Genomic DNA, 14087 nt, shown 5'->3' with positions numbered 1-14087 from the left:
CCCACCCGCCGAGTTCGCAGTCATGGGAGGGTGCCGCGCCCCCGCAGGATGGGCGCGGTGGTGATCGCGAGGACCACGGCCGCGATGCCCACCAGGGTGTAGACGGTGCGGGAGGCGCCGCTGCCATCCCCGAACAGGGCGGCGACAAGGTCAAAGTTGAAGGCACCGACGAGGCCCCAGTTGAGCGCACCGACCAGGACGAGGATCAACGCCGCGACGAAGAGACCTTTCATGACGAGGCTCCTGGAATGCGTGCGGCAGTGCACGCGTCCAATAGCATCGCGGGGCCGCCGAGGACGGATGCTGGTTCCCGGTGAAAACCCCGCGAGGGTGTTCTCAAGGGGCGGGCTTGCGGGCGAGGTCGCCGGCCACGACCACGCGCCCATCGACCCGCACGATCGCGGCGTCCTGCCCGCTGGCGAGGAGAGCTTCGAGCAGGTCGTCGTCGGTCGCGGTTGGGGCGCCAGTGGTGCGGGTCTCAACGCGATGGGCGATGCCCTTGGAGGTTGGGACGAGTTCGAGGGCGACGGTGGGTTCCTGTCGTTGCGCTGAGTGCGTGGTGGTGGGCTGTTGGGCGGGCGTGTGCGTTGATGCGTCGCGGTAGCTGGCCATTGCGTGCTCGGTGCTCGGTGTCAGGGGGGCGGGGTGCGAGGTCGCGAGTGTCCATGCCGCCGCGCCGGTTGCGAGCGCGATTACCAGCAGGCCGCCTGCCGCGGTGAGCCGGCGGCGCACACCGCGACGCACGACCACCGGGCGGAGTTCCTGGAGCAGCCGCTCGCGCCGGTCCACGGCATCGCGTCCCAGGCGTCCCTGATCAGTGGGCTCGAACGTCACGGCCACACCTCCTTCGCCAGCCCGCGGAGGCGCTGGAGCGCCCGCCGAACCCGTCCGTGGGCGGCGTGCTCGCCGATTCCCACCGAGGCCGCGGCCTCGCGGAGCGTGAGTCCGTTCACGACGCGCTGCATGAGCAGCAGGTGCTCGGTTTCGGGGAGCTGACGCAGCGAATCACGCAGCCACTGCAAGTCCTGCCGCATGCCCGCGTCGGCGTGTTGCTCCGAGGTTGCCACTGCCTGCTCGCGCCGCCTGGCCCGCTGCTCGCGGCGGACGAGGTCCACGGCCGCGCTCACGCACGCCCGCGAGAGCCAGGCGGCCAGCGCTGCCTCGGTGTGCAGCTCGGGGATGCTGCGGGCGGCGCGGAGCATGACCTCCTGCGTCACATCGAGGCAGAACGATTCGTCGCGTCCGGTGAGGCCGCGGGCGTAGGCGTAGACGCGCCCGAACCAGGCGCGGTACAGGACCTCGAAGGCCCGTGCGTCGCCGCGAGTGGTGCCGCGGGTGGCCCAGGCGATGTCGAACCCCCCGGCCTGGCCGAGGGGTGACGCGGCAGGCGCGGGGGGCTCGGGTTGCGACTGGGTGGGCATGTGGACCCGCATCGCGGGGTTCATGGTCGTCACCTGTGCTCAGCGGGCGGGCTTCTCATCGGTCGTGGGCCTGGGCCTGGACTTCTGCACGATGGGTCCCTTGGCGGGATTTGCGGGGTCGAGCAGCATGCGGCGGACGAGCCGCTGCGCGGGCTGCCCGCCCGTCACCACCAAGGTATCGCCCTCGGCCCGGATCGCAACGTTGCTCTCACCCCGGAGAAGCTGCGCCGCGGCGGATTCAAGGCTGGTCGCGAGGGCCTTGAGGTCCTTGCCGGTGATCGAGGCGGAGGTGTACTCGACAGTGGAGCGACCCTGGGGGATCTCACCGAGGCCTTCGTCGGAGCGCCCTTCGTGGGCCGCGGCCTCGCCGAAGCGCTTTTCGACCGACGCGACGCGGGCCTGGGCCATGGCCATGTCGATGCGCGAGGCCTCGAGTTCCGCCTTTGCACGATCAAGCACGGCCCGGCCGGAGGACACATCCTCGGGGGCCACATGCCCCTCTTTCCGCATCGCTTCGAGCTTGGCGACCTCCTCGGACGCGCGGACGACGTTCTGCTCCAGCAGGCGTGTGCGGATCGCGTGCTTCTCGGCCTCGGCCCGCACCTCATCGAGGTTCACCTGCCCGGCCATCGCGTCCTTCATCGCTTTGCGGCGGGAACGCATGTCGTTCTGCATGCGGTCGATGACGCTGCTCGCGGCCTGAATCTGCGGGATGGAGCCGCGGACGATGAGCAGGCCCGAGTCGGCGTGGAACTTCATCTCGGCGCTCTCGGCATCGCCGTCGGCCTGGAGGGCGGTGCGCACGGCGGTGATGACGACGTCGGGCTCCACAGTGAAGCGGGCGTTGGGCGGGTCGCCGGGCAAAGGCTCGGTGAGGTCGCGGAGGGAGAGGACCTGGATTTGAGACAATTGCGCAGGCTTGGCGGCGTTGGGGTCGGCCTGCACGCGCCCGTCCGAAACGCCGAAGGAGTTCCTGCCGATGTGGTTCACCAGCAGGGCGCCGCGGGGTTCCACCGCCCATTCGAGGCAGCGGACGGCGCTCTGCACGTCGGCGTCACGGAGGGAGATCTCCCCGACCTTCATGTTGAGCAGGGACTCGGGGGCGACCACGTTGACCGTTTCCGGGCGTGTGGCTTCGCGGAGGGTGGCGATGTACTCGCGGAGGCGTCCACCGGGGAAGTCGATGCTGATGCGGCCGTCTGGGGTGCGGGCGGGCGCCTCCTCGGCGGTTTGCTTTGCGGGGGCTCCGGTCTGTGCCTGAGCGAGCGGGGTGAGCGTCGCGGCGGCGAGGCCGGCGAGGGTAAAGAGGGTGAGGGCGGTGCGGGCCGTGCGGTGGCGGGTCATCGGGGGAATCTCCTGAAGTCAGCAGGAAAACGCCGCGGACGCCCGTTCTTGGCGCGGAATGGTGATGAAATCGGAGGCTGAGGCGGGTCAGCCGTTCTCGAGGGCTTTGACACCCATGGGGAGCGAGAAGCGGTCGCGGGTGCGGGCGTACTCCAGCCCGCCCATGCGGCCGATTGCGTCGAGCCTCGCCGGGTCGATGTGGTAGCGGTCGTTGATGAGGTCGTCGCGGACCCAGACGTGCACCACCTCGCCGAGCACGATGTTGCCGCCCGCGGGCACGCCTGGATTCGTGCGGAGTACTTGTATCGTGCGGCACTCGTAGGAGATTGGCGCTTCGAGGACGCGTGGGGGCTTCACGAGGCGCGAGGGTGCGGGGGTGAGGCCGACGAGGTCGAACTCGCTGTGGCCGTGGGGGAGCGGCTCGGCGGCTCCGGCAACCTGACGCGACATGGCCTCGCTGGCGATGTTGACGACGAACTCGCCGGTGCCGCCCTCGCTCACTGGCCGGGCGTTGAGCAGCGAGTCCTTCTCGCCGCCGTCGGGCTTGTTGGCGGGGCAGAAGAGCATGGTCATGGGGGCGCTGCCCACGGCGCAGAAGAACGAGAAGGGCGCGAGGTTGAGCTTTCCGTCCGGGGAGATGGTGGAAACGAAGGCGATCGGTCGGGGCACTATGCCGCCGATGAGCAGCTTGTAGCGGTCGGCCTGGGAGAGGGCGGTGGGGGAGAGTTCCATGGCGGCCAGTCTAGAGGCGTTCGAGACGTCGGCGGGTGGGGCGGGCCGTGCGTCCGCTACCATGGCGGCGTGGCCAAGCGACCCAAGAAGACGACCGAAGTTGAGCTCCCGCCGCCCGCCCCCCCGGAGGGGCCGCGCCCGATCCCGATGTCGAGCATCATCGGGCAGGACCGTGCGATCGGCATCCTGATGGAGGCGCTCAAGCACAAGCGGATCCACCACGCCTGGATCTTCAATGGGCCGCCCGGCGTGGGGAAGTTCACGACGGCGCTCGCGTTCGCCGCCCTGCTGCTGGACCCCACGACTCAGCTGACCTTCGGCGGCGAACTCCTCGCGGACCCCGACTCGCAGGTGCAGACACTGGTGCGGGCGGGAACGCACCCGGACCTGTTTGTGGTGAACAAGGAACTGGCCCGCTTCAGCGATGAAAAGTCGGTTCGGGACTCCAAGCAGATCTCCATCGCCAAGCAGGTGGTGGACCAGTTCGTCCTGCAGCCGGGGGCGATGGCGCCGAGCGTGCGCAACGAGGGGGCGGCTGGGCGCGTGTTCATCATCGACGAGGCCGACCTGATGAACGCGGCCTCCCAGAACGCACTGCTCAAGTTCCTGGAGGAGCCGCCCGAGCGCATGGTGATCATCCTGGTGACCTCGAGCGAGGAGCGGCTGCTGACCACGATCCGCAGCCGCGCCCAGCGGGTGTACTTCGGCTCGCTCGGTCAGCGGGGGATCGAGGAGTGGCTCGCGCGCCAGGAGCTGGAGATCCCCGACGACGAACGGGCGTGGCTGATCCGCTTCGCGGAGGGCTCGCCGGGCGTGCTGAGGCTCGCGCACGACGGGCGGTTGTACGAGTGGTGGCAGCGGCTCGAGCCGATGCTGCGGGAACTCGAACGCGGGCAGTACGCCGTCGAGCTTGGTCCGACCATGGGCGAGCTGGTCAAGGGCTGGGCGGAGTCATGGGTCGCGGCCCACAAGAATGCGAGCAAGGAAGCGGCGAACAAGGCGGGTGCCGACTGGATGTTCCGCCTTCTCGGCAACCACTGGCGCTCGCGCCTGGCGAAGGCGGCACCGATGGGCAAGTCCGGGCCTTACCTCGCGGCCATCGACGCCGTGCACAACGCCGAGCCGGAAATGGACTCGAACGTGAACATCGAGTTCGTGATGGAGAAGCTCAGCTCGGAGATGACGGCGGTGTTCGCGGAGGCGGCCGCGGCGGCGAAGGCCTGAGCGGCGGGATACGCGAGTGCTTAGCCCTGGAGGCTGAGGGCGGGGCGTGCAGGTGCGTTGGGGGCAACAGTCTCGGCGGGCTTGCGGCCGCGCTCTTCGGCGACCTTCTGCATCAGCAGCACCCACGTCTCCCGCTCGAACTGGAGCAGCTCCACGGCCTTGTCCAGCTTCTCGATGCTGCGCTCAAAGCCGGCCTCAACGAGCAGCTGGAAGATGAACGAGTACACCGCTCGTACCTGGTCGGCCAGCTGCGGGTTGGGCTCGCGGCGGATGGTGGTCATCAGCTCGGTCACGATGTCGCGGCAAGCCGTGAAGCCGTTGAAGGCGTGTTCGGGGTTCTTGTTCGTCAGCCCTTCCCGGGCCTGCATCGCGTACTTGAGCGACCCGTCCAGCAGCATGAGCCGCAGCTCCTCTGGGCTGGCGGTCAGGACCCGCGTCTTGAGGTACTCGTTCGCGGGCTTGCTGGGGGTCGGGGTGGCGGTCACGCTTGGCATGCCTTCCAGATCGGTTCTTATCGGGGGCGACTTAAACCACTACCGCGTGCGGAGGGAGCCGAGCGAGCTGAGGGCGGAGGACTGGCTCTGGAGCTGGCCCACGGCCTGCTCCATGGCGAGGAACTGGCGGCGGAGCGTTTCCTCCTTGGCCGCGAGGCGGACGTCGATGGCGGAGATGCGGTCGTTCTGGAGCTTGATCTGGGCCTCCAGCCCCTTGCCGCGGAGGGTGAGCACGCCGTCGACGGTGTCGAGGTACTTCTCCACCATCTGCTCGAACTTGCCCATGACGCCCAGGGACGAGAACGTGCGGCCGGAGTTGGGGTTGCGGACACGGTTGCCGTTGCCCAGGTCGATGAAGGTGTCGTCGGCCTGCACGCGTGCGGCGAAGAGGGCCTCTACGCCCGAGGGGTCGGTGGCGAGCGCCTCGCGGAACTTGTCCTCGTCGAGCTCGAGCTTGCCGCCGGTTGTGATCTTGAGGCCGACCTCGGTCAGCTGGTCGTACTGGCTGACGATGCTGTCGGCTTCCTCGTTCAGGGTGGCGTAGAGAGTGGAGCGCAGCTCCAACGTGGTGCCGTCGCCGGTGAGGGGGCCGGCTTTGTTATTGGTGGCGTCGTACTTGGTCTGGGCGCTGATGCGGTCGAGCACGGTGTTGAATGCGCTCACGAACCCCTTCACCGCTTCCAGCAGCTTGGTGGTGTCTGAAGCGACGTTGAGCGTGACCGCCTCGGGGCTCGCGGCCTTGAGGTCGATTTTGACGCCCGGGACCAGCGTGTCCACCGTGTTCGTCGTGGCGATGACCGCCACCGCCCGAGCGGGGTCGGACGCGCCGTAGAACACTCGCGAGTTCTGGCCCACGTCGAGGGTGCTGAACCCGAAGTCGGCGCCCACGGCATCGAAGATGAACCGACCCGCCTCGCCCGTGGCGGTGCTCGAGAGGCTGAGGCGGAAGGGCGTCAGGCCCGAGCCGTCGTTGATGATCGACGCGCTCGCGCCGACCTTGGCCGCGTTGATTTTGTCAGCGACCTGCTGCAGCGTGTCCGCCGCTGAGAGCGTGACTGTCCGCTCGTAGCTGCCGTTGATTTTGTTGCTCGCGCCGACATCGCTGGCCTCGCCCGCGATATTGAGGGACTTGGCCACAGTGCTGGAGGTGTCGCTGATCTTGATCTTGGCCGTGCCAGCGGCGCCGCCGCCGGTATCCTCGATGATCTCGATGCCGTCGCCGGTGGCGTTGATCCGGGCCCTGATCTTGAGCGTGGCTGAGCCGGTGCTGGTCGCGTTAATTTCGTTGATGAGGTCGGCCACGGTCAGCGTGTCGGAGCCGATGTCGTACTCCTTGCGTGAGCCGAAGCCGTCGGTGATCGTGAACTTGCCGGTGCCGATGCCGCGTCCGTTGTTGAGGGCCGACACCGGCGTGGCCAGTGAGATGTACTGCCGCTGGAGGTTGCCGGAGGACTTGGTCGCGCTCGCGATGCCCGCGGGGTCGGTGGCAATGCCCAGGCTCGTCGCGGTGTCCTGGCCGTTGGTCCCGGTGATGATGAGGTTGCTAGAGCCGCCGGTGTTGTCGGTAATGGTGAAACCGGTGCCCTTGGAATCCAGCGCGATGGAGAGGCGCGGGCGGCCGTTCGCCCCGGTGCCCGACGCCGTCTCGATCTGGGCGAAAATGTCCGTCAGCGAGGCGGTGGTGTCGATCGTGAGGCTGAACGCCGTGCCGTCGCGGGCGGTGATGTTGAGCACGCCGTCACCCGAGAGCCCGCTGCCGCCATTCAATCCAGTGGCAAGGGTAGTGTTGAGCCCGGCAAACACCCGCCGGCCGACAACGCTGCCGCCCACCGTCGCGGTGGTCAGCCCCAAGTCGCGGGCGGTGGTGGAGTTGTTCTCGGTGATCGTGAGGGGCTGCGTGCCGGTGCCGTCGGTGATCAGCAGGCGCCCGTTGCTTTGGTCGATGGACGCGGTGACGCCGGTCACACCCGCGGCCGTGAGCGCCGCGTTGATGCGGGTGACAACACCGCCGACGGTGGTCACCGCGCCCTCGGTCTTGACGGTCTCGGTGCCTTGCGTGGTGTAGACGTCGCCGAGGTTTACCTGCACGTTGGTGGGCGTGGCCCCGCCGACGCCAATCGTGAAGCTGTACGCTCCAGTGCCGATGGTGCTCTTGATGGCAACGCCGTTGCCGTCATTGAGGGCCGAGAGCGGCGTGTTGGTGCCCAGGCCGTAGATGCTGCTGCCGGTCAGGGTGCCGGCGGTTGCTGAGCCCGCGATGCCGAGGCTGGTCGCGGTGGTGTAGCCAGTCGCGTCGGCGACCTGCATCGTGCCGCCGCCGCCGGCGGTGTCCTTCAGGATCAGCCGCCCGCCCTGCACCGACGCGGTCACCCGCGCCGTGCCGTTAGTATTGATGGCCGCGAGCACCTCGCCCACGGTCACGGTCCGCGACAGGTCAACCGTTGCCGCCGCCCCCGATGAGTCGGTGATCACGATCTTGCCGCGCGACACGCCCTGACCGCCATTCAGCTCCGTGAGCGCCACATCCCGGTCCAGGCGGGCCTTCGTGCTCTCAAACGTGAGGCTGGTCGCGCCCACCGCCGCGGAATCCCGGTTCGCAAACCCGCGGCTGAGCAGCTGCTGGCTGGTGACCAGCCGGTCCACGATGAACGTGTAGCTGCCCGCGGTCGCGGTGGTCCCGGCGGTCGCGGTGAGGATGTCCGAATCGGTAGACGTCGCGGTCTTGAGCTGAAACGACTTGCTGGTGCGGAACGCCGCGGCCGCGGTCTTCAGGGCCGTCAGGCGCGAGTTGAGGTCCAGGTACGCCGCCTGCTGGAACTGCAGCGACTGCACCCGCAGCTGCACGAGCTGCTTGGGCCGCTGCTCCACGGCCATGAGCTGCGAGATCAGCGAGGCGCTGTCGATGCCGCTGAAGATTCCTGTCCCGGTCGTGATCCCTGCCATAACGCTCCCTGCTCAGTTCGGCCCACTTCAGGCCGCCGTCGGACGCCACCGCAGCGCCGGTGCCATGTCCGACTCAATCCATCGCGGCTCGCCGGTCTTCATGCCGAATGCCGGCGTGACCACTTCCCGCTTGCCGCCGCGGTGGCCGGGCAGGTCCAGCCCCTCGCGCCGCAACCGCAGCAGGTCGGAGGCCCATCCCGCGAGCACGCGCGTAAACATCACGCGGGCCTGTACTTCGATCGCGCTGGCGGGCGGGATGGGGGCCGGCATCGCTGTTCCCCTGGGTCTGTGGTTGGCGGCGGTAGGGTCCACCCGGATGGATCGGCGACTTGGGGGGGCCGCCTTCACTCCAAAGGCTGATAACCGCGACCGGGCGTCCGTCTGGCGCACCGGGACGCTCACCACGGCGTACAGATTCCCCCGCCCCGCCCCACGCCGGGCGGCCGCAATCGCCGATGGAATGGAGCCCATGGTGTCCCCCAAGCCGGTCAGACTCGCTGTCGGCCTCCTCTGCGCCGCCCTTGCCCTGAGCGGGCTCGCCCTCGCGGGCGCGGCCGTAGGGATCGCGCCCAAGGTCAACTGGGTGCTGCTGGGCTTCGAGATCGTGATGGCGACCGCGGGGGTGATGGGCGTGCTGTTCGCCTTCGGCAAGTTCCAGGATGCGCCGGGCCTCGCGCTGGCGAGCGTGGCGGGGACGGTGTTCGTCGCGGCGGTGCTGGGCTACTTCGGGTCCGACCGGCGGATCGTGACCAGCAGCGGGGGAGAGGTGCCGCTGAAGTGGTTCCTGGTCTCGCGCGTGCTCGCGGCCTTCGCGATCGCCCTCATGGGCGCGATGATCGTGCTGCTGCGAAGCCGCAAGTCGCTGTCGTACCTCGCCAAGGCAGCGCTGACCGGCGGGCCGGTGCTGCTGGTGGGGGCGGCGTACGTGATCGCTCCGGGGCGGGTGCGGGGGGCGCTGGGCGCGCTGCCGGGGTGGGCGACGCTCGTGGCCCTGGGCATGGCGGGCGTGGTGGGGATCGTTCTGATCTCGGCCAGCATCCACCTGCTGATCCGTGCCTTCGAGGAAGGCAGGACCGAGCAGGCCTGAGCCTCACCGGTAACTCGGCGGAAAATGAAAACACGCCCTCGCGGGCGTGTGTTGTTGCTGGCACGAGGTCGGGGCAGAAGCCTCAGACCGTCATGATCTCCTTGGTCTTCTCCTCGACGCGCTTGTCCACCTCGTCCTCGAACTTCTTGAGGAGGGTCTGGATCTCTTCGTGCAGAGTCTTGATGTCGTCCTCGGGCAGGCCGCTCGCCTTCAGGCCGTCGGCGTGCTTGTTGGCGTCGCGCCGCACGTTGCGGATCGCGACCTTCGCCTCCTCGCCCATCTTCTTGATGCGGGCCGCGTCTTTCACGCGCCGCTCCTGGCTCATGGGTGGGATGTTCAGGCGGATCTGCTTGCCTTCCATGACCGGGTTGATGCCCAGCCCGGCCTTCTCGATCGCCGTCTTGATGGCCGCGACCGCGCCCTGATCGAAGGGCTTGATCAGGAGCTGGCTGGGCTCGGGAACGCTGATGCCGGCGATGGCCTTGATGTCGGTCTGCGAGCCGTAGTAATCGACCTTGATGAACTCGACCATGGCGGGCGAGGCCCGCCCGGTGCGCACGCCGCGCAGCTCGTGCTTGAGGTGCTCGAGCGCCTTCTCCATGGTCTCTTCGGTCTCGAGCAGGATCGTGTCAGGGTCGGTGGCCATTCGGTCAACTCCGGCAGGTAAGGCCGGATCATAGATGCATCGGGTGCGATGCGTGCGGAAGAGCGGTTACAGCAGCCGCAGCGCCCGCAGGTCCTCCACGGGCTCGTCAAACGAGCAGCTGCCGAAGGAGAGGGCGAAGTTCTCCCGCGCCACGGCGGCGTCGGCCACCGTCACCATGTGCTCGCGCCAGGCGAGGACGGTGTCGCTGAACTTGAAGTCGGCGGGGTCCTCGCCCCCGAGAATGGCGAGGGTCACGGCGGGGTCGGGGTCGTGGGCCTGGAGCACGGCCGCGGCCATGAACAGGTTGAGGAACCCGTGCATCTTGGTGGTGGGGGCGTCCTTCTCGTAGGTGAGGCGGTGCACGGATCGGACGGGGTGGTGCAGGCCGGCGGTGGCCTTGAACGGCACATCCGCCTGCGCGCAGGCGTGGAGGAACTGCGCCACTTCGTTGATCGTGGGGAACGCGTTGGCGACTACGCCGCCGGTGCGGATCTTGGCACCGGCGCCCGTGCCGGCGAGGGCCGCGATGAAGCCGCGGCAGTCGCCCGCGCCGCCGACGCTCACTGGGAACTCGAAGAACGCCAGCAGTTCCTCAGGAAGGATGTCGAGGGCGGCATCAATCTGGTTGACGTCTGTCACCTTGAGTTCGACCTGATCGACCATCGCGACGCCGTTGGCTTCTTTGGAGTGATGGGCGTTGAACGCGGCGATCTCGTCCAGGGCCTTGTCGATGTCGCCCTCGATGAGGGCCGAAACCTGCCAGTCGGAGAGCCCTTCGCTTCCGGTGCGGTAGCCGCTCGTCGCAAACGTGCCCGGCATGAGCGGGGCCGCGGCCTTGGAGAACTCCTTGAGGCGGGATACCGGGCAGATGAACCGCCCGAGCATGAACTCGTGCTCACCCATCTTGCAGCGGTTGTAGTTCTCGACCGCCTTGTCCATGTCCAGCTTGGCGGGCGGGAACAGGCCTGCGTAATCGATCAGGTCTGAAAGGAAGGTTTTGAGCGAGCCCTTCATGCACGTCCCTTCGTGCCGCTCACGCGGCTTTTCACTGCGTCTCACCTAGCCCGCTACTTGGCTAACTTGGCCACCAACCGCCAGACATCCCGCTGCGACATTGTGCGCCCGGTCCGCTCGCAGAACGCCTGCACCAGGTGATCAAATCTCGCGTCAAAGGGCAGCTGATCACGCTGCCCCAGCGTACCCACCTGATCGACCACCAGCCTGGTCAGCAGGGCTTCATCCTCCGGCGTCACCTTGGGCGCTGGCTCGGACGCCCGCCCCATCCGCGGGAGCTTGCCCGCCTTGCGGAGGTTGTGCAGGCGGTGGAAAACGGAGCGCCGGTCGCGCCCGGCCGGCTCGCCGGCGGCGGCGTACAGCGTTTCGAACTCGGGTGTGTACGGCAGGTCGTCGAGCGTGCGCCCCGCCGCCTGGTACGCCTCGATCAGCAGCTGGTCCTCCTGCGCGAGGCTGGGCTTGTCGGCGTCGCCGCCACCGAAGAGGCTCATGGCTTGGCCTTCTCCGCGGCGAGCGGGTTGCCCACCCACTCGGCGATCCACAGCTGGCTGCTGGCCTTCTCTTCGCTTTGGATCTTCGGGCCGCGCTGGCTGGTCCACATCATGAGGTTGCCGTCGGGGGAGAAGCTGGGGAGGATGTCGGCGCCGCTGGCCTGCGTGATGCGGACGTGCTTGAGGGACTTTGGGTCCCGGCCGCGCCGGAGGGCGTCCATGTCGCACTCAATGGCGAACACCTCGTAGTTGCCGTGGCTGACCTCGCTGGTGCCGTAGACGAGGTACTTGCCGCTGGGGTGCCAGTAGGGGCACCAGTTCACGTGCTCGTTGTCAGTGAGCTGGTACTCGCGCGTGATGCCTACGGGGACCCCGTCCTTCAACTTGAGGTCGGCGACAAAGAGCTGCAATAGGTCGTTGCCCTTGCGGTCGGAGCGGTAGCAGATGGACTTGCCGTCGGGGGAGAAGAAGGGCCCGCCGTCGTAGCCCTTGGCCGTGACGAGGGCGTGCTGCTTCTTGGTTTGAGTGTCGTAGATGTAGAGGTTCGCGTCGGGCTTCTGGCCCTCCTTGCGGTCCTCGATATGGGCGTAGAGCACGAAGCGCCCGTCGGGCGACCACGAGCCCTCGGCGTCGTAGTTGGGGCGGGTGAAGAGGGGCTTGGCGTCGGAGGCCTTGTACGTGACGACCTCGGTGCGCTTGCCGTCGGGCGACTGGTCCACGGCCAGCTGCTGACCAATACGCGCGGTGACGATCTCCATCTCGTCGGGGAACATCCACACGTACTTGCGGGTGCCGACCTGGAAGCCGGACTTGGCCTCGTCCCTGGGCGGCTGCACGGTCGAGCCGAAAAGGACCTCGAAGGTCATCGGCGACTTTGGATCAGCGGGAGCGAACCAACCGCAGGTGTTGGCCGAGCCCTCGGGGCTGACGCGGATCGGCGTCTCAACGCCGGTCACGAGGCCGGTGAAGCGGTCGCGCTTCAGCTTGGCCACGTACATCGCGTAGAAGGGGCTCGCCTCCTTGCCCTCCTCGGGCACCGGGACCGCTTGGAAGATGATCCAGTTGCCGTCGGGGCTGAAGTACGCCTCGCCCGCCTTGACGAACTCCTCGCGTTTCGTCAACTGCACGTGGTTCCGCAGCACGCCCCTTTCGAGCGACTTCCACTCCAGCGGCGCGGTCGCCTCCGGCTGCGGCTGAGCCGCGGCAGTGGGGGAGAGGCCGGCGAGGCACGCGAAAACAGCCAGGGCAGCAAACATCGGCATGGCCCATTGTTGGCGGGGTGAATGCACCCAACGAGCCCCATGCGCGAGCATGGGAGTGTTCCCGCGAAGGTCGTCATGCCGCTGATGGTCTCCTTTGCTCGCGCAAAGGGCTCGTCAGAGGCATCGGCGCCATCCTGACCGTCCCGACCCGCCTTCCTTCCGTGCTCTCCGTGCCTCCGTGTTTGGTATTACCCTCCCCCGCTGGAACCGATCCCCGTCATCCTCGCCACGCCCCGGTTCGTGGTCGTCGACAAGCCCTCGGGCCTGCTCTCTGTTCCCGGCAAGGGTGAGCACAAGCAGGACTGCGTGCCCGCCCGCGTCCGTGCCATGTTCCTCCACGCCACCGGTCCGCTCGTCGTGCACCGTCTCGACATGGAGACCAGCGGCCTGCTCGTGCTGGGGCTCGACCCCGACGCCCAGCGCGACCTCTCCGGCCAGTTCGAACGACGCGAAACCAGTAAGAAGTACATCGCCCTCCTCCGCGGCGATCTGCCCACCGACCACGGCCAGGTCTCCATGCCCATCCGCCCCGACATTGACAACCGCCCGCACCAGATCATCGACCCCGTGCACGGCCGTCCCTCGCTCTCGCACTACCGCGTGCTCTCGCGCGAGACCGACCGCACGCGCGTGGAGTTCGTGCCTATCACCGGGCGCTCGCACCAGCTGCGCGTGCACGCCGCGTGGGGGCTCAGGCACCCGATCATCGGCGACGTGCTCTACGGCGACGGCGAGGGCGAACGCCTGATGCTGCACGCGAGCGAGCTGGGGTTCAAAGACCCGGAAACGGGCCGCTGGGTCGAAGTGCGCAGCCCCGTGCCTTTCTAGAGCCGCACGACCTCGCTCTCGCTCGCGGTCAGGCCCAACTCAACCAGCACCTGCGTCATCCCCTCGACGTCGCGCTCATCGAACGCGCCCACGTCGTAGCTGTCGACGTCGAGCACGCCCTCGCACCGGCCGTGCTCATCGACGAGCGGGATCACCAGCTCCGACTGGTCCTTGGGGTCGCACGCGATGTAGTTCCCGCCCAGCGTTCGCACGTCTGCGACGAGGATCGACTTCCGCGTGAGGTACGACCGCCCGCACATGCCGTGCAGGCCAATCGGCGAGCACGCGGGCTTGGGCTCGCGGCACACCAGCACCATCTCGTCCTTGTCGTCGACTTTCAGGTAGAACCCCACCCACGAGATCGGCCCCCGCGCCGAGCCGAACTCACCCCATAGAAGCTCCACCGCCTTTGCCATGGCCTGCCCCGGCGTCAGCCCCGTGCACGCCCGCGCCGCCGCGATCACAGGTTCATAATCACGCATGACCAAACGTAGGAACCGCGACCGTCAGGGAGCGATACAGCCCCGCTTCGCAGCTGTGCTCCCCGCCAAAAACAACCCCGCCCGCGTCTTCGCGGGCGGGGGCACAAGTCATTCGTATG

16 protein-coding genes are annotated in these 14087 nt (G+C 68.1%); 3 read left to right on the top strand and 13 right to left on the bottom strand.

What is annotated here, in order from left to right; translation table 11 throughout:
* Nucleotides 1-20 precede the first annotated feature (20 nt).
* The 5 genes from VD997_09665 to VD997_09645 form a co-directional block, all read right to left on the bottom strand.
* Complete coding sequence (locus VD997_09665; GenBank protein ID HYE62252.1) at nt 21-233, bottom strand: DUF378 domain-containing protein; 213 nt, start codon at nt 231-233, stop codon at nt 21-23.
* Between the two features lie 103 nt (nt 234-336).
* Complete coding sequence (locus VD997_09660) at nt 337-834, bottom strand: hypothetical protein (protein HYE62251.1); 498 nt, start codon at nt 832-834, stop codon at nt 337-339.
* Nucleotides 831-1445: a sigma-70 family RNA polymerase sigma factor gene (locus VD997_09655; protein ID HYE62250.1), complete on the bottom strand. Its 615-nt coding sequence runs from the start codon at nt 1443-1445 to the stop codon at nt 831-833. The genes VD997_09660 and VD997_09655 overlap by 4 nt, the downstream gene beginning before the upstream one ends.
* A 15-nt stretch (nt 1446-1460) precedes the next feature.
* Complete coding sequence (locus tag VD997_09650; GenBank protein HYE62249.1) at nt 1461-2765, bottom strand: hypothetical protein; 1305 nt, start codon at nt 2763-2765, stop codon at nt 1461-1463.
* A gap of 87 nt (nt 2766-2852) precedes the next feature.
* Nucleotides 2853-3497, bottom strand: coding sequence for a flavin reductase family protein (locus VD997_09645; GenBank protein HYE62248.1), 645 nt, complete (start codon nt 3495-3497; stop codon nt 2853-2855).
* Nucleotides 3498-3566: 69 nt separating this feature from the next.
* Between VD997_09645 and VD997_09640 the strand changes: the two genes are divergently transcribed.
* Nucleotides 3567-4721, top strand: a complete 1155-nt coding sequence (locus VD997_09640) for an AAA family ATPase (protein HYE62247.1) — start codon at nt 3567-3569, stop codon at nt 4719-4721.
* Between the two features lie 20 nt (nt 4722-4741).
* Here the strand turns inward: VD997_09640 and fliS are convergent, their stop codons facing one another.
* The 3 genes from fliS to VD997_09625 are packed head-to-tail and all read right to left on the bottom strand — an operon-like array spanning nt 4742 to nt 8428.
* Complete coding sequence (fliS, locus tag VD997_09635; protein ID HYE62246.1) at nt 4742-5215, bottom strand: flagellar export chaperone FliS; 474 nt, start codon at nt 5213-5215, stop codon at nt 4742-4744.
* 39 nt (nt 5216-5254) lie between these two features.
* Nucleotides 5255-8158, bottom strand: a complete 2904-nt coding sequence (fliD, locus tag VD997_09630; GenBank protein ID HYE62245.1) for a flagellar filament capping protein FliD — start codon at nt 8156-8158, stop codon at nt 5255-5257.
* A 27-nt stretch (nt 8159-8185) separates the two neighbouring features.
* Nucleotides 8186-8428, bottom strand: coding sequence for a hypothetical protein (locus VD997_09625; protein ID HYE62244.1), 243 nt, complete (start codon nt 8426-8428; stop codon nt 8186-8188).
* A 199-nt stretch (nt 8429-8627) separates the two neighbouring features.
* Here VD997_09625 and VD997_09620 point away from each other — a divergent pair, with 199 nt between their 5' ends.
* Nucleotides 8628-9245: a hypothetical protein gene (locus VD997_09620; GenBank protein HYE62243.1), complete on the top strand. Its 618-nt coding sequence runs from the start codon at nt 8628-8630 to the stop codon at nt 9243-9245.
* Nucleotides 9246-9327: 82 nt separating this feature from the next.
* Here the strand turns inward: VD997_09620 and frr are convergent, their stop codons facing one another.
* From frr to VD997_09600, 4 genes are all read right to left on the bottom strand, one after another.
* Nucleotides 9328-9891: a ribosome recycling factor gene (frr, locus tag VD997_09615; protein HYE62242.1), complete on the bottom strand. Its 564-nt coding sequence runs from the start codon at nt 9889-9891 to the stop codon at nt 9328-9330.
* Between the two features lie 66 nt (nt 9892-9957).
* Complete coding sequence (locus VD997_09610) at nt 9958-10950, bottom strand: hypothetical protein (protein HYE62241.1); 993 nt, start codon at nt 10948-10950, stop codon at nt 9958-9960.
* 8 nt (nt 10951-10958) lie between these two features.
* The gene (locus VD997_09605) at nt 10959-11396 is read right to left on the bottom strand and encodes a hypothetical protein (protein ID HYE62240.1); all 438 of its coding nucleotides are present in this window, start codon (nt 11394-11396) and stop codon (nt 10959-10961) included.
* On the bottom strand, nt 11393-12658 hold the full coding sequence (locus VD997_09600) for a hypothetical protein (protein ID HYE62239.1): 1266 nt from the start codon (nt 12656-12658) through the stop codon (nt 11393-11395). The genes VD997_09605 and VD997_09600 overlap by 4 nt, the downstream gene beginning before the upstream one ends.
* A 240-nt stretch (nt 12659-12898) precedes the next feature.
* On the opposite strand from VD997_09600, the gene VD997_09595 reads away from it, so the two are divergent.
* A complete protein-coding gene (locus VD997_09595; GenBank protein ID HYE62238.1) occupies nt 12899-13486 on the top strand; it encodes an RluA family pseudouridine synthase in 588 nt (195 codons plus the stop codon).
* On the opposite strand, the gene VD997_09590 is transcribed toward VD997_09595, so the two are convergent.
* Entirely contained in the window at nt 13483-13968 is a 486-nt protein-coding gene (locus tag VD997_09590) for a GAF domain-containing protein (GenBank protein HYE62237.1), read from the bottom strand. The genes VD997_09595 and VD997_09590 overlap by 4 nt on opposite strands.
* Between the last annotated feature and the right edge of the window lie 119 nt (nt 13969-14087).

The organism is Phycisphaerales bacterium (assembly GCA_035627955.1).
Lineage (GTDB): Bacteria > Planctomycetota > Phycisphaerae > Phycisphaerales > UBA1924 > JAEYTB01.
The sequence above is the reverse complement of the archived record's forward strand: the minus strand, read 5'-3'. Positions and strand labels throughout refer to the sequence as shown.